Origin of the sequence: Lysinibacillus sphaericus (genome assembly GCF_006864135.1) — a bacterium.
Classification (GTDB): Bacteria; Bacillota; Bacilli; order Bacillales_A; family Planococcaceae; genus Lysinibacillus.
The window spans coordinates 1-20,511 of sequence record NZ_SADV01000041.1 but is presented as its reverse complement, the minus strand read 5'-3'; the positions used below and the strand labels follow the sequence as shown (position 1 = coordinate 20,511).

The following is a 20,511-nucleotide window of genomic DNA, read 5'->3' as shown; positions in this document are numbered from 1 at the left end:
TTTTTCCAGCTCATTGATGCACGTTATGAAAAACGTAGCACGATTTTCACAACGAATGTGAACTTCAAATCATGGGACGAAATTTTTCCTGAACCGAAATTAGCGAATGCGATATTAGATCGTATTTTACATCACGCAAGCGTTGTCACAATCGTTGGTGATTCATACCGATTAAAGCATCATTTAACCTCGGAAAGCGAGTAATTTTGTACATCCTTAAACGAGCGAAAATGTACATATTGGTGTTGACATTTATATTTTGTCCACCATTCAGTAAAATCGTGGCATGAGTATGTCGTAAACCATGAAAAGTAATTTTAGGCTCGCCATCATCGTTTAATATACCAGCCTTGAACATAGTATCTCTAAACAATTTATGAATAGCCATACCATGTATTGGGTTATTGAATTCAGTGATAAATATAAATAGTTGATCGTCAAATGACTTACCATGCTTTAATAAAATTTGTTTACACCATATTTGATATTTTTTGAGCTGGTCAATCACAAGATTATCAACTAAAATTTTTCGGTAACTATTTTTAGTTTTAGGGGTGCGTGTACCTTTTTCATCTCGTGTACGTTCAATGGTAATCGTGTTGTTTTTAAAGTCTATATTTCGCCATTGTAAGCCGCAAGCCTCGCCTTTTCGCATACCTGTATAGACGGCTACTAATAAAAAAGTATAGTTTGTAATGTTTTCATACTTTTTTGCTACATCAAGGAATTCATTTAACTCCGCAATCGTTAAAAAGTTATTCGTTTCTTTCGTCAATTCAGCCTCGTTCTTTATAACAACTTTCGTGAAGCGATTACGTGTAAGTAATTCTTCTTCAACAGCTGCATTAATAGCAATTTTAAAAATTGAGTGGAACAAATTAACGGTACCAGGTTTAAATTTTTGTTCTATTTTATCAATGAAAACCTTTTGATACGTTATTCGGTCTAGCTTTTGGAGTTTAAAGTGACCAAGTAGTGGCTTTAAATGGTTTTTAACTGTTAATTCACGTTGCTTCATTGTGGTAACTTTCCACTTGTTTTTATTCATTTCAAGCCAAGCATCAAGCCATTGCGATATAGTTATGTTATCATTTTCTATAAGTTTCGTTTCACCACGCAGCGTTTGAGCCTTCACTTCAAAAAGGGCTTGAATAGCTGCTTTTTCTGTTTTAAAACCACTTTTTTTCTTCTCTTTCCGTTTACCTGTTAATCCATCATGATACTTGTGGCGGAACATCCACAATTTTTCACCTTTATTATTGAGGTAGGAATAGACTTCCTTTTCTTTTGTTGATTTAACTAATTCCAATTCATTTACAATCCCTTCATCGCTTTTGGTGAGCATGTGTGTAGGGATGATTTTAAAATTTAATCTAAATCGTATTCAGAATACGGATCAACATCAATCATAATTTTTCCGTTTTCAATTGCATCTTTTAACCTTTTTTTGTATTGAACTCTTTCTTTTTGAAGTTCTTTAAATTCGTTTTCAAGTTCTGATTCTTTAGGATAATTTTTTTCTTTGCTTTCAAAAAGATGGATAAGCATTTTTATTTCATCACTAGTCAATTTATGACCACTAATATAAAAACCTTCTATTTGGTTATTTAGAAAATCTTCAATTTGTACATATTTTCGTTTTCGAAACCTATTAACTTTATCATAAAAAATAAATTCTTTATTTTGCTTGTTAAAATATTCTTCTTCTTCTTCTTCGGGTGTCATTGAATCAAACTGTTCTTTCTGTTCAAGGTAATCTTTGTATTCAGCATCGGTATATAAACCAGAAGCCCATGATAATAGATAAAAGTCTATATCGAGTACCCTTTTAATTTTATGGATTATGTCATAAGAAGGATTTCTTTTACCGTTTTCAATTTGTGATAAATACGGTTGTGATACTTCTGTTAATTCAGCAAGTTTGGAGATAGAAAGCCCCTTTAACTTTCTTTCATTTCGAATTAATTCACCAGCAGTCGGTTTATTCACTTCATTCACTCCTAAAGTATTATTTAATAACTATTCTAATTGCATCTTATTGCAAATGCAAATTTATTTATCATTGCAAACTATTGCAATCGATTTCTTCTCATGTTATATTTTTATTGCAATCTATTGCAAGTGGGTTTCGCAAGAAATATGCGATTATCAAATTGAAGAAGAAGGTGAAATCAGTGATTCCAACAAAGGTTGAGATTTCAGTTGATGAAAAATTTATTAAAGATGAAATAAGACGCCAAATAGACGCATCAATGATTGCTCAATTATGGTACTGTGATGCAATTAAAATTGCGGAATTGACTTGCTTATCAGTTCGTTTTCTAGAAGAGCATGTGTTTTCAGATGTACGTATGAAAGCAATTGAAATTAAGAGAAGCAGAAAAAGATTGTGGAAAGCCGAAAAGGCGCTAGAAGTAATCGAACAGATTTTCCAAGAATGGTAGAAAAATAAGAATGCTTTGGTGAGCATGTGTGTACAGGATTTAACAACAATGTCATAGCAACAAGGCGGTGAAAATGTGGCAATAAAAGAGAAAGAACAAATATTACTAGTTGAAGAAGAACATATACCACAGGAAATAAAGCAGCGTAGACAATTCGTTCTGTGGAGGGCGGTATTCAATGAGGAAACTCAAAAGTTCGATAAACTACCTTTTCAATCAAATGGTTCTCCAGCAGATTCAACAGATTTAGCAACCTGGGGAGATTTCGAAACCATCATGCAAGTGTATAACGAAGGTGACCACAAAGGCGGTCAATATGATGGAAGTGGATTCGTCCTTTCAGATGCAGACAAATACGCGGTTATTGATATAGATGGATTAGAGGACACTAACAATTTAGATGCATTAGCAAGTGAAATAACCTCAATGTCATATGCAGAAATTTCTCCATCAGGTGAAGGAATACATGTGTGGGTGAAATATAAACATGACAAAATAAGGCACAAAAATAAAGATGCTAAGACCGGTTATGAAATTTATGATCAAAAAAGATATATTTCGATAACGGGTCAAGCAATCAACAATTTGCCTATTAATGAAGGTGGTCCGGAATTAAATGCTTTTCTTGATAAGGTGCTAAAACGTGAAAAGCATATTAATCCACAAATAAATAATGGACAAACAGGTAAGGCAGCACTTCCAGAAGGTGAAATTATTAAGCGCGCATTAGCTAGTAAGAATAGCGATCGATTTATGAAGTTTATGTTTGGAGGTTGGGAACAATTATTTGGCTCTCAATCAGAAGCAGATATGTCGTTCGCAAACGCGTTATCATTTTGGTGCAATAAAGATTTTGTGGTAATGGAATCGATATTTCGAAAAAGTAGTTTGATGCGAGAAAAATTTGACCGTCCGCAAAACGGAGTAACTTATGGTATCGAATTATTAAATAAAGCAATTGAAGAATGTGAAGATACTTTTACTTTAGAAGAAAAACCTCAAAAACAATTTGATTGGTTTGCAAAAAATGCTAATGGTACAACAAGTTTTTTACATCATGTATTAGGTAAAACGGTTTTAAAAGATTTCCATGTGAAGCGTTATCCTAATGCGCATGGCTCTCTTTATTTTTATAACAATAATAAGGGTGTTTACGAAGAAGATTCAACTGGCAGAGTGGTAAAGGGCATAATTCGTAGATATGACGAAACATTAAAAAGTACACAAATAAATGAAGTTTTTAAATATATCGAAGAAACTTGTCCAATCGTAAGGGAAATAGACTCTAATTATGTTGCGGTAGGAAATGGGCTGATAAATTTTCAGGATAAACGATTAGAACAATATAATCCTAAAATTTTCGTTACACAAAAATTTCCTACAAATTATGTTCCAACGGCTTATGATTCATTTGTAAATGAAACATTAAAAAAGGTTACTGAAAACTATCAGCCGAGTATTGAAAATTTAATTGAGATGTTCAGTGCTGTATTATACCCAGACATCTTAATCAGCAAAATGTGGTATCTCTATGGGAAATCTGCAGCTAACGGCAAAAGTTCAATATTGAACATGGTGCAAAAGACGTTTAATAAAGATGGTGGGAACATAGCTTCCATCAGCCCCCATAAACTTTCGACAAATAACTTTGCAAGTGCTGCAATGTTTGGGAAAGCGGCTTCGATTACAGATGATAATCCGGATTTCGTTATCCAGGACAGCGGAGAGTTAAAAAGCATCATCACTGGAGGCATCATTTCTATAGAAAAAAAGGGCCACGATCCGATTAGTGTTCGTATGACAACGACTTTAATTGTGGCTAGTAATCACTTGCCTTCATTTACTGAAAACGGTCGGGCTATTAGTAGACGATTGCACATCATCGAATTTAATCATAATTTTAGCAAGGATAAAGACTGTTTATCAGATGTTGAGACACAGCGTTTTATTAGTTCTCAATCGGCTCGTGAGTATGTTATGAGATTAGCGGTAGAAAAATTGTTTACTATGCTAGGTAATCCAAGTGCAGAAAAATTAACGCCTAATCCTAAATGTGAAGCTATCCTGAATGCATTCGAAGAACAAAACGACATTTGGGCGGATTACTTTTCAGAGTTCAAATTGGATTATTTTAATGAGTTTGAAGGAGTTAGGGTGATCAGAGATTATAGCGAATGGTGTAGAGATAATATGATTGTTCCTTTATCTAATCAAAAATTCAAAGATTTAGTTTGTACAAGATTAGATGTTGAGTGGAAAGACAAGCAATGCATCATTAACGGGGAAAAGAAAACTCGTAAAGGTTTCAAATCTAAAAGCGCAAGAAATAGCGCAAGTGGTTTTAAGTTAGCGGACCCTTGATATTAAAGGGTTTTTGTAAAATCATAAAACAATTCTTGCGCTTTTTACCCTCTAGAAAACCTTTATATAGTGTGTGTGAATATTAATATGACATACACCCTTATATATTTTATTTAAGTTTAAGCAAGAAATATATATAAGTAGTAAGAACGTTGTTAAATCAATGTTTTGTAGAGCAAGAAAAGAGCAAGATTATCGCAAGAGTGAATAAAAAATTGCGGAAGATAAAATTTTCACTAGAAAAGGAGTAAAGCCGATGACATTTAAACAATGGTTAAAACAATACGTCAACGATGATTCACCGATTGGGGATTTAGCAAGAGATAACGAATTAGATCCGTATTTTCCAAATACCAACTCGTACAATAAGATGTACGATTATTTGCTTTCGCAAAATGCGAGTTATTTATGTTTACAGTCATTTGAAAAAGCATGGCATTTATACAAAAACGGAGGAATAAAAATGTCATTCAAAAATTGGCTTGTAAATTCTTCAGATTATAGTAAATACGGTTGGTTAACAGTGGATATTGAAAATGATAAAACATTTCCAAATACCAATAATTATTTTGAAATGTTTAATTATCTTGTTAAAAATAATGCTGGTGAGATGTCTAAACGATTATTTAAAGAAGCCTGGGAGGAATACAACAATTGAGATTCGAAAAAACGATTATTGGGGTGTTTATACATGCGAAATAGTAAAGCGAAACTAGATAGATTTAAGCGAATTTTTTCAAATATTACACCGGAACAGAGTGCTTCATTAATTGTGCAAGTATCAGGCATCATCCGACGAGCAACAGCACCTGGGCAAAAATATTACTTTTTAAGTGTGGATCCATGTCCGATTTGTGGTAAACGTCACGACTATCACCATATTACGAAGGAAACATTAGAAGAAAGCCATGTAATTAATCCATTTTATTATCATGATGTTCGTACGGCTAGGTGTTACGAGGAAAGAGTATTTACAAAGGATCAAATTCAAGCAGGATACAAAATTCCTTCAATACATGTATCAGTGGATTTAACTACACCAGAACATTGCGATATTGTCAGGAAAATCATTAAAGATGAATTCTGATAGGGGGATGCATGATATGCAACGTTTAGAAAAATATGAAGTAGAAGTACTGGAAAACTATTGGACTAACTTCGAAGAGAACAAAAAGCGAATGTATCATCGCGAATCTGAACTTTCACAATCAGATGCAAATCCTGCTGAAGATGCTTTTATACAAAGATACACCACTATCACCAATGCCATCGAGCAAATTTACAGCGAATTAGACGAAGATTTAAAAACTATCGTTGAAATGAGGTACTGGAACCCAAGTGGCGTAATTGAAGATTGGCTAATTATTGCGGATCGTCTGTATATGTCCAGAAGTAAGGTATTAAAGAAAAGTAAATGGCTGATTGAAAAAACTGCTGCACGTATTGGATGGGTTTAATTGAAAAGAAAATATGCTGCATGTTATGTAAGGTTTTTATAGAATAACAATGAAACAAGGTAGGTGCTGAACATGTATGAATGGTTAAAGGATTATCGAAAGCTTGAAGAACAAATTACTTACCTTGAATACAATCTCGATAAAACAAAACGTGAATTAACACGTTGGGAAAATGTAAATGACTTAGGTAAGTACAAGCTTGAAGCTAAATCATTAGGTGCAAATGTAGAAGAAAAGATAGAAGCAATCGAATACGAATTGGCTCATAGATTAAATGACCTTCATGATTTAAAGAAGCTTATTAGCACATTCGAAGGCCTTGAATACAAAATACTATATCGTAAGCATGTGGAAGGCAAGACACTCGAAATGATTGCTTGTGAATTAAATTACAGTACAAATTACATCAAGATGAAACATGCCAATATTATGCGTATGATGCAGTACGCTGAAAAAGTATCATCTAAGTAATGTATTAAAATAGTACCTTACTATCTAGTGGCTGAATCTATTGAAAATCCGTTATATGATGGTAATGTGATAGTTAAATCACTAGCAAATCCCCTAGGAGGCCTTACTATTTTTTGTAAGGTCTTTTGTTTATCTTTCAAATGGCTTACAATTAAATAAAACTTTAGATATTGAGGACTATTATGGAAAAAAGATCTGAAAAATTTAAAAAAATCAACCCAAAAAGTATAGGTAAATACTATTTTTTAATTGGAATCTCTATTGCATTTTCAATAATATCTTCTAAGTGGGCTATAACACATAACGCTGTTTTATCTAATGTTTTTGAAATATATTCACCATTTGAAATGATATTGTTAATAGTGGGTTTAATATTATTTATTGAAGGAATCTACTATTATAGTAAACCAAAGAATATGAGTTTTATTATTTTCTTGCCATACATTAATATATTCGCATTTATTTGGTACTTTTACTCATTTAATAATAATAATAGGCTTCTTGCGGAATTAGATAGTTTTACTTTAATTACTTTCTTGTTTTTAATATGGATATCAGTTTTTTATGAGCTTTTTAAGCTCTGTAATGCGATAAAAAAAATCATAAAGAACAGCTCAAATGATAGTAAAGATAGATTGTCTATAGTAATTACTGTAATCGCAACTATTATATCAGCAATCGCATTATTCAAATAAAAAGCGCGTTCGCTTGTACGTGTATTTCGGAAACAAGTATGAGAGGCTACTAAATTGGTAGTCTCTTTTTATATCAGATTTGTATTATTGGCACAACATTCCATTTGCCATATGATAAATAGGTAGATGGGAGGTGGTATATATGTCAGAAGAATATATTCTTGAAGATATAAAAAAATGGAAAGAAGAATTAGAATCAAGGATTGAAGAATTATATAACATACTTAATAGTAAATCTAAACAAATGGAAATTTTGTCAACAAGGATGAAAATTATTGAAGTATCATCTAGAAAATTTTCGAATCCTGAAAAATACTGGTTAAAGTATGGACAACCATTAAAAGACGAATACAATTTGTTAAATGAGGATTTGGCAGATTCTAAGGATTTAAAGGAACAGAATGAATTAAAAGCATTATTACAAAATGTAAATCAATATATTTCAGAAGTAGCAAAATAAAGTTGAGGTCACATCTAAAAAGGTGTGGCTTTTTATTATTGCTTAACACAATCAATGAGTATTACATTCATAGGAGTGTAGTCTTTATATTGCTCTCATGATACTATCAATTTAGTAAATTATGGGGGTATTGTTGTGAGTAAAAACGAGAATTTATTAGTGAAAGTTTTAATTGCATTGGCTGGATTAACAATTGGTGTAGTAGTAGTTCTTACTATTATTGCGTTTCAAATAGGTGTTGATGAACTTGAAAAACCAAATAAAATTGCTATTATTAGTGGTTTGTTAAGTATGTTTGGTGGAATTGCAGGGGCATTTGGCGCATATGCTGTTGCAACTTATCAATTGAATAAACAAATTGAACACGAAAAGAAAAAAGAAGAGTTGCTTTATTTAGAACAAACTAAGAAAACATTAAAAAAATTAGAATTTCTAAATGATTATGCTATAAATTTCATCGCAGAGTTTGTAAAAGATTTTAATAAACAATATAACGAAGAAATAGATTTCAAATTAAAATCATCTGAGACTTCTATGTTATGGATTGTAAAAAAAATAAATAGTGTCAATGATGGATTGTTAAATGAAATATTAATGCTTGATTTTTTAGCGCTGAATCATCTGATGAATCATACTTATAATGAAATAATAGTTTTTAATAATTTACCTATAGAACAGAAGTCACATAATTTACCTGGTTTAATTCAGATTATGCATGAATTAGAAAAGGATTTTATTGATTTCGAACAGTATGTAAAAGAACAATTAGAAGAATTAGAGAATCGGAAAGTTATTAAATATTAACTTATGTCACGTTCATACGAGCGTGGCTTTTTATTATGCTCTGGTGCATGGTGAATCAGACCTATATCGGACGGTGGTTCATATTGAACTATCGTCTTTTATTTTGCCTTGAAGACTGTATCAAACAGCCATACAAATAATGACGGACTAGTTTACGAGCAAAAAAGTAACTCAGGAACATTAGATACCTAGGAGCGCTAGCATGTACTAGTAACCGATATGGCAGAGTTTGATGCAGTCTTGAAGATATAAGAAAGGATGATTGGATGGATAAAGAAGCAGTTTTAAAACCATTAGAACGATTAATCACTTTATTATCTAATACCGAATATGAATCAGAAGCATTAGAAATCAAAAAAGAAATAGAATCTATATGGGATGAAGAAGAGTTTCAATTTTATGCTAATAATATTTGGGATTAATCCTAAGTCGAAAGCTAAACAGACTATAAAAGCTAATGAGCATCTACTATGAATTGTGGAGGGATGAAGGGTGATTGTAAAGCAACAACTAAGAGACTATGAAAAGTAAAAAGAGGCTTGTCTCAAAAGTAATTAAAAATGACTTTTGAAGACAGCCTCATATTCTTTAAAGGACATTCTATTTCGGAATGCAGGGATTTAACTTTCTAATAAGGACCTATTTTAAAAATTAAAGTAGGCGATTTACAATCCTACTGCTCTAAATTGAAAATCAACTTCATGACCTTTTGCATCAATGCTGTAAGAGTAATCACCAGAACTTAAATATTTTGTAAGTTCTTTATGACCGTTACCCTTAATTGTTTCATTAACTATAGGAGTACTTGATCCATCTTTATAAACTTTAACTGTAATAGTTACGTTACCTTTATTTTTAATATACATTCTAACATCTCGACCACTATCTACTTCAAATGCGCCATTGTAAAAACCATCTTCTGTAGTTTCTTTGTCGTCTACTAGTAGATCAATTGCTGCCATTTTAGTCATCACAGGAACAGTATTAGTAATATTAGCTTCACTTGCACTTGCACTTGTAATATCACCTGCAAATCCAAAACCTAATGTTAAAGCAGCTACCGGAACTACAATTAATTTTTTCATACTTTTACAACTCCCTTTGATTTTTATTAGTAGGATTTTATTATAAATCTTACTAAATATTACAATACCATATTTTTGGTAAATATCAAGTAATTTTCCTTTTTTGAAAAATAAAGTTGTTAGATTATCGGATATTATGCCTTGAGAGGTAGTGAATGGTATGAGCAGACCAAGATATAAACTTAGTAAGTTTCAAATAGTAGGTGACGATGAAGGAATGGCGGTTGCTGATTGCGAGATTATATACGACGGAAAAACAATTCCATTTAAAAAGCCTCTTAGAAAAGAAAATAAACATGATGTGGATTTACTTCTAGCTATAGATAAATTTGTTTGTAAAGAGAACTTTAATCAGGAGGTATGAACAATGAAAAGCGAAATTGTCTGTGATGATTGTCAAACCCAAATAACAATCAACTTACAAGAATACGAGCATCCAGCACATAAGTTCAAAGGTTACGTTGTCGAAACATATTTCAAATGTCCGCATTGCCAAAAGAAATACATTGCTTTCGTTACAGATAAAAAAGCACGTATGATGCAAAAGGAAATAAGACAGTACCATCAATCAATCATCAAACGTGATTACTCAGGACTTACTGAAGAAGAATACAAAGCTGAAATCGATAAGCAGTACGCAGTATTGAATGGTATGAAACAAAAGCTGAAGGTTCGGATGGATGAGCTTAAAGCACAGGTGCTAGAGATACAGTGAGGAACAATTGAAGAATTAAATACTTGAAGGCATCTGAATAACGGGTGTCTTTTTATTATGCAAATAAATATAAATTGTGAAGGGTGAAGAGGTAATGAGAGAAACAGGAATGGTTATTGAGTGCGAAGGTCGACAACATAAATTCTTATTAGGATTGACTGATGATGGTTATCGTCGCGAATGTCCTACTTGTAGCAAACCTTTATTGCAACCACGAAATGCCAATAGTGCAAATGAGATATATGGAATGAAAACTATTGGTCAAGCTTGGCGAGAGAAAGGTAAAGAACAATCTAACAAACGCAAATCCCTAAATATCGAAGTTGATATAAACACAGACAAAATGCAATTAAAGTTACGAGCAATCGAAAAGCATATAGGAGCATTGGCTGATGAGTTGGATGCTATTGATAACAGATGGGAATGTCCAAGATGTGGTGAGAGTAATTACAACGATTACCTTGTAGATGATATTTTAGAGCAACGTATATGTAAAGGATGTAATCATTCATACACGGGTGAGGATATCTTAGCTGATGAACTACCAACACGATTAGAAGGCAGCGACTAACAACCATGCAGCAATACAAAACAAAGCAAGAACAAATCTCCTTCTATAAATCATCCAACTGGCAGAAGCTACGACTCGAAGCGCTTGAACGTGATAACCACGAATGTGTATGGTGCGCTCGAGAAGGTAAAGTCACAACCAAACACGATGCTGTATTAGAAATTGATCATATCCAGGAGATTGAATTTCATCCAGAACTTGCACTTGAATTAGATAACCTACGCACATTATGTAAAGCTTGCCACAATCGCAGGCATAACAGATTTGATGGTAAAGAGAATAAATGGAATGACGAAAGGTGGGAGTGAATTGGAAGTATGGAAGACAATTGAAGGACATAATTATGAAATATCAAATCATGGTAGAGTTAGGAACAAAACTACAAAGAAGATAAGAAAGTTAGAACTTCACGATGGCAAGTATCTTCGAATTAAATTAAATAAAAGAAATTATAGAGTCCACCGTTTGGTTGGGCTTTATTTTATTTCTAACCCAGAAGACAAACCAGAGATAAATCATAAAGATGGAAACACGTTAAATAATCATATTGATAATTTAGAATGGGTAACAGCAAAAGAAAATACTATGCATGCTATCAAAACTGGTTTAATAAAAAGGTTAGATCGCGATACAGTAATTAATATTTATTATGATTTCTGGGTTAGACATATGTTTATGAAAGAAGTTATAGAAAAGTATAACGTGACAAAAAATGTTGCAGAATCAATTAAATATAAAACTGCTTACAAAGATATCTTATCTAATGTAAAACTTCAATTAGTTATAGATAAATAATACCCCCCACCTTTTAGGTTTTGGGATATATAAAACCCCAGGGACCGGCGTGGGGTCAACTGTCTGAAAATATTTAGAAAATAACCTTCACATTAGGGAGGTAGGGGGGAGGGGTTAGATGAAAAAAGTGAATCTTGATGATTTAAAAGATCAGCTACTAGCTAGAGTCGATGAAAATGATTTACTCGAAGTAAAGAAGGTAAATAATTTAATTCGCCTGTATGAGCTCGATGCGAAGTGTGACGATGTAATTGATCGTGACGGTGTGAGTATTACTATTGAAAATGGTAAGCAGCGTTTTACAAAAAGCCATCCAAGCATGAACGAGAAGATGAAAATTAACGCTCAAATTATCGCACTCGAAAAGTCGATTAAGTTTAAGTTAAAAGCGACTACCCCTACCACTACATCAACTGTGGAAGGGGAAAAGCGTGGTAGTTTAATTTGATTAGTTACAGTTACGTCAATGAATATATTCGTCAGTGGCGCGATGGCGAAATCATTTTAAACAAAGAACGCATCTTGCTCATTGAATGGCTTGAAAAAGATATTCTGAAGATGGATGATATCTATTTTGATAGTAAACACATCGAACAATATATCCAGTTCACTGAAAAATGGTACTTCAAGTTAGAGTCGTTTCAAAAGTTTCTTTCTTGTTTTGTTTTTTTACGTTACAAGGAAACAGATGACTTAGTATTTGATGAACACTTTTATTACATGGCTCGTGGAGCTGGTAAAAATGGTTTTATTTCATCGTTGTCTAATTACTTTATTAGTGAATTGCATGGAATCGATTTTTACAATGTATCAATTGTAGCCAACAGTGAAAAACAAGCTAAAACTTCATTTACTGAAGTTTACAATGCGATTGATATGAATGATGATTTGAAGTCATATTTCAAACATCAAAAAGCTGTTATTGAATCGGTAGACACAAAAGCTATTTTTCAATTCCATACATCAAATGCAAGTACGAAAGATGGTTTGCGTGATGGTTGTGTTATTTATGATGAAGTACACGAATATGAAAATAACGATGTAGTAGATGTATTCTCGGGTGGTCTCGGCAAAGTGCGAGACAGTCGGGAATTTTTTATTGGCACTGATGGGTTTGTGCGTGATGGTTTCATTGATCGTTTGAAAGAACGTGCAATGAGCATTTTGAATCGCGAAGTATCAGTAAGAGAAGACTCGTTATTCCCATTTATGTGTTGCATTGATGATGAAGAAGAAATGCATAATCCAGATTTGTGGCAAAAGGCAAATCCACAGTTTCATCCGCCATTAAGTAATTATGCCAAAATTTTATTTAAGAAAGTGATGAAGCAATACAAGAAGCTCGAAAACGATTCATCGGGATATGAAAATTTCATTACAAAACGTATGAATTTACCAAAAGTAGATTTAGAAAAATCGGTTGCATCGTGGGAAAAAATTGTAGCAACTAATCAAGAATATGATTTAACTCAATTGAAAAATAGAGAGTGTATTGGTTCTGTAGACTATGCTTCCATACGAGATTTCGTAGCATGCGGATTAACATTTCTTAAGAACGAAGCCTTTATTACGCCAAAAGAATTGACTTATTCGTATGTTTGTAAGCCGTTTGCTGATAAGCATTACGCATATAGCAAGCAAAAAGCAGAGGGCAACAATAAAAAAGACCATCGTAAATTTGCACCTATTAGAAAGTGGGAAGAGCAAGGGTTATTAAAGGTCTTGGACAAAGAATCGATGGATCCTCATATTGTTGTTAAATGGTTTGTTGATAAGCAAGCTGAAGGTTGGAACATCAAGAAAATCATTGGGGATAGTTTCCGAATGGAGATATTAAAACCATTGTTTGAAGCAGAAGGATTCGAAGTTGAAGTTATTCGCAATCCTGATGCAGCAAGTGCATTATTAGCACCGAAAATCGAATTAGCGTTTGATGAACGTCGTATCATTTGGGGCGACAATCCAATTATGAGATGGTATGCAAATAATGTCTTGGTTAAGTTTGACCCAAAAGGAAACAAGCAATATCGCAAAAAAGAAGCAGTTAAACGTAAAACAGATGGTTTTATGATGTTCTTGTACTCTGTATGGGCTTCAAGGGATTTAGATGATACAGATGTTAGCGAAACTTTAGATGCATTAGAAACACTTGATTTTTAGCTTAGAGAGGGGGTGTTAAGGTGAGTTGGTTAGGAAGTATTTTTCAGCGCAATAAAGACATACCTTCCTCTTACTCTGTGGAAGACGAAATATTCGGTTATGAAGTTGAAGAAAGAGCGTATTTAAAGCAATTAGCGTTGGAGATTTGCATTAATTTTATGGCCAGAACAGTTGCACAAGCAGATTTCCGTATTATGCAAGACAAAAAACGTATTCGAGATGACTGGGATTATTTATTAAACATCCGTCCAAATACAGACTCGAGCGCTTCGGATTTTTGGCAGGATGCTGTTTATAAGTTAATTCATGAACGAGAAGTTTTAATCGTGGTAAGTGATTCGGATGATTTACTTATCGCTGACAGCTTCATACGAGAAGAACGAGCTGTTTACCAAGATACATTTAAAAACGTAACAGTGAAAGAATTCACATTCAAGCGAACCTTTAGTATGGATGAAGTGATTTATTTAACTTATAACAACGAAAAGTTATCACGCTTTATGAATGGCATGTTTGAAGATTTTACACAGCTATTCAGTCGGATGGTTGAGACAAGTATGTTTGCGAATCAAGTTCGTGCTACAGCTGGAATGGATACAACTCAAAAACTCGACGAAGAAAATCTTGGTAAGCTACAAAGTTTCATCGATAGGATGTTTAATGCGTTTCGTAAAAATGCATTCGCAATCGTACCGAAGTTAAAAGGCTTCGAATATGACGAGATTACAAATGGTTCAAATGGCGGTCGTTCAATTGATGACATTACTAAAGTGCTTGATAAAGCTATTGATTACGTAGCAGAGTTACTAGGTATTCCGCCAGCAATTTTACACGGTTCGTTGTCTGATTACGAAACGGCTTTAAAATCATATATCAAATTTACCTATAATCCATTACTCAAGAAAATTAGTGATGAATTAAATGCGAAGCTGCTAGGTAAAAAAGAATATCAATCTGGCAAACGAATCGAAGTTTTTGGTATTCAAGTGAAGTCTGTAACAGAAAATGCAGAGGCCGTTGATAAATTGGTTGCATCGGGAGCTTATAACCGAAATGAAGTACGAGAAAAATTTGGTGATGAACGTGTTGATGATCCAGAGCTTGATAAATATGTGATCACTAAAAACTATCAAACTGTAGAAGACAAATCGAAGGGAGGTGAAAATCAGTGAAGGTAAAACGTTTATTCAATTACAAAAATGCTCAATTCGATGATGAATTAAAAAATGTACCACATAATTTCGCGGTAAAACATGATGAAGAGGCAAAAACTTCTGAACTCACAATTTACGGTGTTATCGGTGAGTCGTGGTGGAACGAGAAATGGACTTCTGCTATTGATGTAGACAATGCTTTAAAAGAAGCTGGTACAAATAATCTTGTTATTCGATTAAATTCTCCAGGCGGAAGCGCATTTGACGGTATTGCAATTTATAATCGTCTAATGAACTACAAAAAGGAAAATGATGCTAAGATTACAATTCATGTTGATGGTTGGGCATGTTCAGCTGCGTCAGTAATCGCTATGGCAGCTGATGAGTTAATTATGGGCCTTGGTGCCATGATAATGATTCATGAGGCGTCTAGTGGCGTTTGGGGTGCTAAAGGTGATTTCCGAAGTGAAGCTGATCTATTAGAAGAGCTTGAAGAAGGTATCATTGATATTTACATGACAAAAGCAACTGTAGACCGAGAAGCAATTCGCGAAAAGGTGGATGCTGAAACATGGTTTGGAGCCTCAAAAGCTATCGAAATTGGATTTGCCACTTCTGCTACCACATCAACTGTGGAGGACAACAAAGACAAGGAAATCGCTAACTTGAAAAATCAAATGCAAGACATGAAAAATCAAATTGAAAATTTAACAAACCAACAAAAACAGGAACCAACGCCAGAGCCGGTACAACCGACTAACAAGCGTAAAGGGTTCCTTTTTTAATACAAAAATTAGGAGGTAACCAATAATGGTTATGAAATTAAACAATCACACTGACGCTTACGAAAAAGCGAAATTAAATTACGCTAACGTGGTAAAAAACGAAGAATCCACGCCAGAGCAAGTTGAAGAAGCTTGGGTGAATATGCAAGATGCATTAGTGAATTCTTTAACGACTCAAATTACAAACGAAGTAGCTAACAACACGATGGATCAAGTGATTCTATCGAATCGTGGAGCAGATGTAATGACTGCAGAAGAAACAAAATTCTTCAATGTTGTTGTTTCTGACGGTTTCCAAGATGAAATTGTTCTCCCATATACGATTGAAGAACGTATTTATGAAGACCTAACAAGTGACCATCCACTTTTATCTGTAATCAACTTCCGTAACTTAGGGACGATTACATTAACTGCTATTACATCGGAATACGAAGGTGCGGCTGTATGGGGTCCTATTTTCGGAGACATCAAAGGTCAATTGAACGCGGCATTCAAGCAAGAAAAAATCGCGCAATCTAAATTAACAGCATTTGTTGTATTGCCGAAAGACCTTGCCAAATTCGGTCCTAAATGGGTAGCAGCTTATGTACAAACACAAATCACAGAAACGTATGCAGTGGCATTGGAAAATGCGGTTATTAACGGTGCTGGTCCTACAAAAGAAGAACCGATTGGTTTAATTCGTGATTTAGCGGCGGCTGTAGATCCAACTAAAGGACATGCGAAAAAAGCGGCAGCAGGGGAATTGACATTAGCTGACCCAAAAACAATCATTAAAGAATTTGCTGAAATTGGCAAAGAATTATCAGAGAAAGAAAACGGCAAGCCTTTAAACGTTAGCGGAAAGGTCGCACTAGTGATTAACCCTGCTGATGCTTGGGATTTAAAAGGTGACTTTACTATCCAAAACTCACTAGGTGATTACATTACAAAACTTCCTTACAATTTCATTCTTATCGAATCAGAATTTGCTACAAAAGGTGAGTTAGTTGCATTTGTAAGTGATCGTTACGATGCGTACCGTGGTGGCGGCATTGAGGTTACAGAATATAAAGAAACGTTAGCTGTGGAAGATTGCAATTTACACATTGCTAAAACATTCGCCTTTGGTAAGCCACGCGATAACAAAGTAGCAGCGATTTACACATTACCGGTAACTCCTTAATCTTAAGGGGTTTCCACTTTTAGGAGGGATAACAGTGTATAAAGTAGTCCGAAATTTCAAGGATAAAGATGGTCGATTTTATCGTGAGGGTGACGTTTTCCCTGCACCTGACGCGAGAAAACAAACAGCTACACGCCTTAAAGTATTGTCGTCCACAAACAATTCATATGGTCAGATTTTCATTAAGAAAAACGAAGTGCCAAAAGAGAAGTAGGTGAGTTAAATGAATGAAATCACAGAAGAACTTTTAGCTGAATTTAAAGAGCGTATGAAGTTAAGTGATGATGAGGATGACAATTTAACTCGTATTTTAAAAGCATCTGTAGAGGACTTACAAGCCATTTGCGGTGATTATGATATAAACACTAGCGAACGCTTTAAAGAGCTTGTATTCGAACGCTCACGCTATGCTTATAACGATGTATTAGAGTATTTCTTCGATAATTTTTTAACGCAGATTGTAAATTTATCTTTAGCTAAAGCGATGGAGGAAAAAGACGAATGAAGCGTATTCCAAAGCCGATTGTTGAAGCACAAAAATTAAACACTGGAGAAATGCGAAATAAGATTGAAATTCAGGAATACATCGAATCGGTAAATGAAAATGGTTACCCAATTGAGGAATGGACAACAAAGCATATATTGTGGGCAAAAATCAAAACGGTTAAAGGTTCTGAGACAATTTCCGCGTCCGCTGAGATCAACACCAACACGTACCGTTTTATAGTTCGCTATACACAAGGATTGAATGCGAAACAGCGATTGATATTCAGAGGACAACATTATGATATCCAGGCGGTATTGAATGATGACGAGGTAATGAATACACAGACGATTATCGCAACAATTCAGAATCAGTAGGTGATAGTATGAGTGGGTTTGATATTGAAATGCTTGGACTACAGGAATTACAACAAGAAGTACAACGTCGATTAAATCCAGAAAATATTGTTGATCCAGCATTGCAAAAAGGGGCAGAGCATTTACGAGAACTGATAAAAATGAAGATGGAACTATATCGATTGGGGTTAGTAACCAATCAACAGACGCCTTCTACCTCTACTTCCACGAATGGGGCACATCAAAGATGCGTGCTCGTCCATGGATGCGTCCTACATTCGAACGTGAAATGAATCGTATTATTGAAATTATGAAAAATGAATTAAAAGTAAGGATGAGGCTATGAGTATTAATAAAATTATTCGTGATGCCTTGTTACCTTTAAAGGTGCCAGTCATGTATATGACGTATACAGGCACCGAAACAACTTACATTACCTTCTTTAGATATAACGAACGAGGAGCGTTACAGGCTGACGATACAGAGCAAATGACACGCCATTTAGTTCAAGTTGATATTGGGGGTAAGGGAGATATAGAAGCGCTCACAGAGAGCGTAAGAGACCAATTACAAGCGATAGGATTTGTGAGGAATTCCTTTTTCGAAGATTACGAGAAGGAGACCAAGATATATCACAAAGCCTATCGTTTTTATTATGACATTAACAAGGAGGCTATTTAATTATGGCAGGAGTATTAATCGGTTTATCGGATATTCATTACACAAAAATTAAGCCAGGGGGTACAGATGCAACAACAGCATTTGCTAATCCAATCCAAAAACTAGCTAAGGCAATCGAGGCTAAAGTTACACCAAAAACTTCTAACACTGTTTTATACGCTGATGATGGTGCTGCAGAGTCCACTTCAGCAGAAGGTGAAACGGAGATCGAACTAAAAATTGATGCATTGGCTAACGCAGTTTATGCTGACATTTTAGGTAAAGAAACAAATGAAGATGGTGTTGTTATTGACGCATCTGGTGATGTAGCACCTAACATTGCATTAGCATTCCGATGCTTGAAATCAAACGGCAAGTACCGTTATATCGGTATTACAAAGGCAACTTCCAACTACCTGAAGAAAACTATAAAACTAAAGGTGAAAGCGTTGAGTACAATACACCATCAGTAAAAGGAGTATTTGTTAACTCTGACATCGTTAAAAACTCTAAAGGTGAAGGCATTAAGCGTATGTTTGTGGACGAAGATGACACTGGTGTTGATGCATCAGTTATTGAAAATTGGTTCAAAAAAGTATACACAGGTGCAACAACACCTACACCTTAATACAAAAAGTTTAAGAGGGCGATTAATCTCGCTCTCTTTTTATTATGCAAATTTAATTAAAGGGAGCGATTTTAATGGCTAGTAAAGCACAAGAAATGAAAGATGAAGGCGTAAAAATCACGTTAGGAAATAAGGAATTTGAAGTACGTTTTGACTTAAACGCTTTATGTAATCTGCAAGAGAAATTTGGAGATTTTACGAAAGCTTTCGATGGATTAGAAAAGCAAGATTTTAAAAAGATTCGAGCATTATTACATGTTGGATTGGCGAATGGTGAAAACATCGATATCACCGAAAAAGAAGTTGGTGCATTAATCAACATGAAAAACATAACAACTGTAACTGATGCACTAACACAAGCATTTGGTAATGCTATGCCATCCACAGATGAAGAGGGAAAGTAAACGATCCGCAAGGCGATAAAGAGTTGCCAGCGGATTTTTTTATATACATCGGAACTGTCCATTTGAAGATGGATGAAGAAAAAGTGTGGAGGACAACACCACGAAAGCTTCTAGCCCTATGGGATATGCACAGTATTCACAAAGGTTGGAAGAAGAAAGAAGAAGAGCAAGTACCACGTGCTTATGCAGACCAAGTCCAGTGGTAGAAAGATGGTGAAATGAATGGCAGAAGTAGGCGATTTAAAGGTCAAATTGTCATTAGATAATGCACAGTTTGACCGTTCCGTTAAAAGCATGAACACAACCCTAAAAGCAATGGGCCAAGAGATACGAGGGCTTCAAAACAAAGGTAAAGAATGGGGTTCCTCAATTGATGGTTTACGCCAAAAGCAAGATGCATACGGACGATTACTAGAAGGTCAGAAAACAAAAGTAAAAAAACTTGCTGAAGAATACCAAAAAGTAAAAGCAGAACAAGGTGAACATGCTGATAAGACACAAAAATTAGCAGAGCAATATAATCGTGCAAATGCTGAAATGACACGCACTGAAACTGAATTGAAAGCTATTTCAGCTGAATTAAGGAAACAAGAGGCTGAACTCGCTAGGTCACAATCCAGTTGGAACAAGATTGGTAATGCCGCTAAACAAGCTGGCGACAAAATGAAGGCTGTTGGCGACAAAATGAGAGACATTGGAAGAAGCATGTCCATGTATGTCACAACTCCATTAGTAGCAATGGGTGCTGGCGTTGTTAAAATTGGTATGGATTTTGATAAACAAATGTCTAAAGTATCAGCTGTCAGCGGTGCTACTGGAGCCGATTTCGATAAATTAAGAGGTCAGGCTCAAGAACT

Annotated in this window: 31 protein-coding genes and 2 pseudogenes; 30 read left to right on the top strand and 3 right to left on the bottom strand. The window is 34.5% G+C overall.

Annotation, left to right across the window (positions count from 1 at the left end; all coding sequences use genetic code 11):
* Positions 1-204 (top strand): ATP-binding protein (locus C7Y47_RS24045; protein ID WP_185903599.1); only part of this gene is annotated, 204 nt, incomplete at its 5' end.
* Here the strand turns inward: C7Y47_RS24045 and C7Y47_RS24040 are convergent.
* Positions 146-1,309, bottom strand: a complete 1,164-nt coding sequence (locus C7Y47_RS24040) for a site-specific integrase (protein ID WP_142511058.1) — start codon at positions 1,307-1,309, stop codon at positions 146-148. The two genes, C7Y47_RS24045 and C7Y47_RS24040, sit on opposite strands and share 59 nt — an antisense overlap.
* 59 nt (positions 1,310-1,368) lie before the next feature.
* Positions 1,369-1,989 carry a helix-turn-helix domain-containing protein gene (locus C7Y47_RS24035; protein WP_142511057.1) on the bottom strand — a complete coding sequence of 207 codons (621 nt, stop codon included), beginning with the start codon at positions 1,987-1,989 and terminating at the stop codon, positions 1,369-1,371.
* Between the two features lie 185 nt (positions 1,990-2,174).
* Here C7Y47_RS24035 and C7Y47_RS24030 point away from each other — a divergent pair, with 185 nt between their 5' ends.
* The 10 genes from C7Y47_RS24030 (at position 2,175) to C7Y47_RS25180 (ending at position 9,114) form a co-directional block, all read left to right on the top strand.
* Positions 2,175-2,444, top strand: coding sequence for a hypothetical protein (locus C7Y47_RS24030; protein ID WP_142511056.1), 270 nt, complete (start codon positions 2,175-2,177; stop codon positions 2,442-2,444).
* A gap of 75 nt (positions 2,445-2,519) precedes the next feature.
* A complete protein-coding gene (locus C7Y47_RS24025; protein WP_142511055.1) occupies positions 2,520-4,805 on the top strand; it encodes a phage/plasmid primase, P4 family in 2,286 nt (761 codons plus the stop codon).
* A gap of 256 nt (positions 4,806-5,061) precedes the next feature.
* Entirely contained in the window at positions 5,062-5,463 is a 402-nt protein-coding gene (locus C7Y47_RS24020; RefSeq protein ID WP_142511054.1) for a YozE family protein, read from the top strand.
* Positions 5,464-5,496: 33 nt separating this feature from the next.
* Positions 5,497-5,892 (top strand): hypothetical protein, encoded by a 396-nt coding sequence (locus C7Y47_RS24015; protein ID WP_142511053.1) that lies wholly within the window; start codon positions 5,497-5,499, stop codon positions 5,890-5,892.
* A gap of 16 nt (positions 5,893-5,908) precedes the next feature.
* Positions 5,909-6,262 (top strand): hypothetical protein, encoded by a 354-nt coding sequence (locus C7Y47_RS24010; RefSeq protein WP_185903598.1) that lies wholly within the window; start codon positions 5,909-5,911, stop codon positions 6,260-6,262.
* A 72-nt stretch (positions 6,263-6,334) separates the two neighbouring features.
* A complete protein-coding gene (locus C7Y47_RS24005; protein ID WP_142511051.1) occupies positions 6,335-6,733 on the top strand; it encodes a hypothetical protein in 399 nt (132 codons plus the stop codon).
* Between the two features lie 182 nt (positions 6,734-6,915).
* Positions 6,916-7,428 (top strand): hypothetical protein, encoded by a 513-nt coding sequence (locus tag C7Y47_RS24000; protein WP_142511050.1) that lies wholly within the window; start codon positions 6,916-6,918, stop codon positions 7,426-7,428.
* A gap of 142 nt (positions 7,429-7,570) precedes the next feature.
* A complete protein-coding gene (locus C7Y47_RS23995) occupies positions 7,571-7,888 on the top strand; it encodes a hypothetical protein (protein ID WP_142511049.1) in 318 nt (105 codons plus the stop codon).
* Positions 7,889-8,023: 135 nt separating this feature from the next.
* Positions 8,024-8,692, top strand: a complete 669-nt coding sequence (locus C7Y47_RS23990) for a hypothetical protein (protein WP_142511048.1) — start codon at positions 8,024-8,026, stop codon at positions 8,690-8,692.
* 266 nt (positions 8,693-8,958) lie between these two features.
* A complete protein-coding gene (locus C7Y47_RS25180; protein ID WP_185903597.1) occupies positions 8,959-9,114 on the top strand; it encodes a hypothetical protein in 156 nt (51 codons plus the stop codon).
* A 243-nt stretch (positions 9,115-9,357) separates the two neighbouring features.
* Here the strand turns inward: C7Y47_RS25180 and C7Y47_RS23985 are convergent, their stop codons facing one another.
* Complete coding sequence (locus C7Y47_RS23985) at positions 9,358-9,777, bottom strand: hypothetical protein (RefSeq protein WP_142511047.1); 420 nt, start codon at positions 9,775-9,777, stop codon at positions 9,358-9,360.
* A gap of 160 nt (positions 9,778-9,937) precedes the next feature.
* Here C7Y47_RS23985 and C7Y47_RS23980 point away from each other — a divergent pair, with 160 nt between their 5' ends.
* The 19 genes and pseudogenes from C7Y47_RS23980 to C7Y47_RS23885 all read left to right on the top strand — a co-directional run.
* Complete coding sequence (locus C7Y47_RS23980; RefSeq protein ID WP_142511046.1) at positions 9,938-10,141, top strand: hypothetical protein; 204 nt, start codon at positions 9,938-9,940, stop codon at positions 10,139-10,141.
* 3 nt (positions 10,142-10,144) lie between these two features.
* On the top strand, positions 10,145-10,492 hold the full coding sequence (locus C7Y47_RS23975; RefSeq protein WP_142511045.1) for a hypothetical protein: 348 nt from the start codon (positions 10,145-10,147) through the stop codon (positions 10,490-10,492).
* Positions 10,493-10,601: 109 nt separating this feature from the next.
* Positions 10,602-11,063: a hypothetical protein gene (locus C7Y47_RS23970; protein ID WP_142511044.1), complete on the top strand. Its 462-nt coding sequence runs from the start codon at positions 10,602-10,604 to the stop codon at positions 11,061-11,063.
* Positions 11,064-11,068: 5 nt separating this feature from the next.
* Positions 11,069-11,371 (top strand): HNH endonuclease, encoded by a 303-nt coding sequence (locus tag C7Y47_RS23965; protein ID WP_142511043.1) that lies wholly within the window; start codon positions 11,069-11,071, stop codon positions 11,369-11,371.
* 1 nt (position 11,372) lies between these two features.
* Positions 11,373-11,858, top strand: coding sequence for an NUMOD4 motif-containing HNH endonuclease (locus C7Y47_RS23960; protein ID WP_255505314.1), 486 nt, complete (start codon positions 11,373-11,375; stop codon positions 11,856-11,858).
* Positions 11,859-11,976: 118 nt separating this feature from the next.
* A complete protein-coding gene (locus C7Y47_RS23955) occupies positions 11,977-12,306 on the top strand; it encodes a terminase (RefSeq protein WP_142511041.1) in 330 nt (109 codons plus the stop codon).
* Positions 12,303-14,018: a terminase large subunit domain-containing protein gene (locus C7Y47_RS23950; protein WP_142511040.1), complete on the top strand. Its 1,716-nt coding sequence runs from the start codon at positions 12,303-12,305 to the stop codon at positions 14,016-14,018. Before C7Y47_RS23955 ends, C7Y47_RS23950 begins: the two co-directional genes overlap by 4 nt.
* 20 nt (positions 14,019-14,038) lie before the next feature.
* On the top strand, positions 14,039-15,190 hold the full coding sequence (locus tag C7Y47_RS23945) for a phage portal protein (protein ID WP_142511039.1): 1,152 nt from the start codon (positions 14,039-14,041) through the stop codon (positions 15,188-15,190).
* Complete coding sequence (locus C7Y47_RS23940; protein ID WP_142511038.1) at positions 15,187-15,957, top strand: head maturation protease, ClpP-related; 771 nt, start codon at positions 15,187-15,189, stop codon at positions 15,955-15,957. Before C7Y47_RS23945 ends, C7Y47_RS23940 begins: the two co-directional genes overlap by 4 nt.
* Before the next feature lie 25 nt (positions 15,958-15,982).
* A complete protein-coding gene (locus tag C7Y47_RS23935; RefSeq protein ID WP_142511037.1) occupies positions 15,983-17,122 on the top strand; it encodes a phage major capsid protein in 1,140 nt (379 codons plus the stop codon).
* Between the two features lie 34 nt (positions 17,123-17,156).
* Positions 17,157-17,336 (top strand): termination factor Rho, encoded by a 180-nt coding sequence (locus C7Y47_RS23930; protein WP_142511036.1) that lies wholly within the window; start codon positions 17,157-17,159, stop codon positions 17,334-17,336.
* A 9-nt stretch (positions 17,337-17,345) separates the two neighbouring features.
* Complete coding sequence (locus C7Y47_RS23925) at positions 17,346-17,627, top strand: hypothetical protein (RefSeq protein ID WP_142511035.1); 282 nt, start codon at positions 17,346-17,348, stop codon at positions 17,625-17,627.
* On the top strand, positions 17,624-17,983 hold the full coding sequence (locus tag C7Y47_RS23920) for a phage head closure protein (protein ID WP_142511034.1): 360 nt from the start codon (positions 17,624-17,626) through the stop codon (positions 17,981-17,983). The genes C7Y47_RS23925 and C7Y47_RS23920 overlap by 4 nt, the downstream gene beginning before the upstream one ends.
* Positions 17,984-18,083: 100 nt before the next feature.
* A complete protein-coding gene (locus C7Y47_RS23915; RefSeq protein ID WP_142511059.1) occupies positions 18,084-18,308 on the top strand; it encodes an HK97-gp10 family putative phage morphogenesis protein in 225 nt (74 codons plus the stop codon).
* Positions 18,305-18,643, top strand: coding sequence for a hypothetical protein (locus tag C7Y47_RS23910; RefSeq protein ID WP_142511033.1), 339 nt, complete (start codon positions 18,305-18,307; stop codon positions 18,641-18,643). Before C7Y47_RS23915 ends, C7Y47_RS23910 begins: the two co-directional genes overlap by 4 nt.
* Positions 18,644-18,645: 2 nt before the next feature.
* A pseudogene (locus tag C7Y47_RS23905) lies at positions 18,646-19,250 on the top strand (major tail protein).
* Between the two features lie 74 nt (positions 19,251-19,324).
* Positions 19,325-19,654, top strand: coding sequence for a hypothetical protein (locus C7Y47_RS23895; protein WP_142511030.1), 330 nt, complete (start codon positions 19,325-19,327; stop codon positions 19,652-19,654).
* A gap of 23 nt (positions 19,655-19,677) precedes the next feature.
* Positions 19,678-19,860, top strand: a complete 183-nt coding sequence (locus C7Y47_RS23890; protein ID WP_142511029.1) for a hypothetical protein — start codon at positions 19,678-19,680, stop codon at positions 19,858-19,860.
* A gap of 16 nt (positions 19,861-19,876) precedes the next feature.
* A pseudogene (locus C7Y47_RS23885) lies at positions 19,877-20,511 on the top strand (phage tail tape measure protein); the annotation flags it as partial.

Excerpts from the sequence above, each read along its gene's own strand:
- C7Y47_RS24020 (WP_142511054.1), top strand. The coding sequence starts at position 5,062 with ATGACATTTAAACAATGGTTAAAACAATACGTCAACGATGATTCACCG.
- C7Y47_RS24015 (WP_142511053.1), top strand. The coding sequence starts at position 5,497 with ATGCGAAATAGTAAAGCGAAACTAGATAGATTTAAGCGAATTTTTTCA.
- C7Y47_RS24010 (WP_185903598.1), top strand. The coding sequence starts at position 5,909 with ATGCAACGTTTAGAAAAATATGAAGTAGAAGTACTGGAAAACTATTGG.
- C7Y47_RS24005 (WP_142511051.1), top strand. The coding sequence starts at position 6,335 with ATGTATGAATGGTTAAAGGATTATCGAAAGCTTGAAGAACAAATTACT.
- C7Y47_RS24000 (WP_142511050.1), top strand. The coding sequence starts at position 6,916 with ATGGAAAAAAGATCTGAAAAATTTAAAAAAATCAACCCAAAAAGTATA.
- C7Y47_RS23995 (WP_142511049.1), top strand. The coding sequence starts at position 7,571 with ATGTCAGAAGAATATATTCTTGAAGATATAAAAAAATGGAAAGAAGAA.
- C7Y47_RS25180 (WP_185903597.1), top strand. The coding sequence starts at position 8,959 with ATGGATAAAGAAGCAGTTTTAAAACCATTAGAACGATTAATCACTTTA.
- C7Y47_RS23985 (WP_142511047.1), bottom strand. The coding sequence starts at position 9,777 with ATGAAAAAATTAATTGTAGTTCCGGTAGCTGCTTTAACATTAGGTTTT.
- C7Y47_RS23980 (WP_142511046.1), top strand. The coding sequence starts at position 9,938 with ATGAGCAGACCAAGATATAAACTTAGTAAGTTTCAAATAGTAGGTGAC.
- C7Y47_RS23975 (WP_142511045.1), top strand. The coding sequence starts at position 10,145 with ATGAAAAGCGAAATTGTCTGTGATGATTGTCAAACCCAAATAACAATC.
- C7Y47_RS23970 (WP_142511044.1), top strand. The coding sequence starts at position 10,602 with ATGGTTATTGAGTGCGAAGGTCGACAACATAAATTCTTATTAGGATTG.
- C7Y47_RS23965 (WP_142511043.1), top strand. The coding sequence starts at position 11,069 with ATGCAGCAATACAAAACAAAGCAAGAACAAATCTCCTTCTATAAATCA.
- C7Y47_RS23955 (WP_142511041.1), top strand. The coding sequence starts at position 11,977 with ATGAAAAAAGTGAATCTTGATGATTTAAAAGATCAGCTACTAGCTAGA.
- C7Y47_RS23935 (WP_142511037.1), top strand. The coding sequence starts at position 15,983 with ATGGTTATGAAATTAAACAATCACACTGACGCTTACGAAAAAGCGAAA.
- C7Y47_RS23925 (WP_142511035.1), top strand. The coding sequence starts at position 17,346 with ATGAATGAAATCACAGAAGAACTTTTAGCTGAATTTAAAGAGCGTATG.
- C7Y47_RS23920 (WP_142511034.1), top strand. The coding sequence starts at position 17,624 with ATGAAGCGTATTCCAAAGCCGATTGTTGAAGCACAAAAATTAAACACT.
- C7Y47_RS23910 (WP_142511033.1), top strand. The coding sequence starts at position 18,305 with ATGAGTATTAATAAAATTATTCGTGATGCCTTGTTACCTTTAAAGGTG.
- C7Y47_RS23895 (WP_142511030.1), top strand. The coding sequence starts at position 19,325 with ATGGCTAGTAAAGCACAAGAAATGAAAGATGAAGGCGTAAAAATCACG.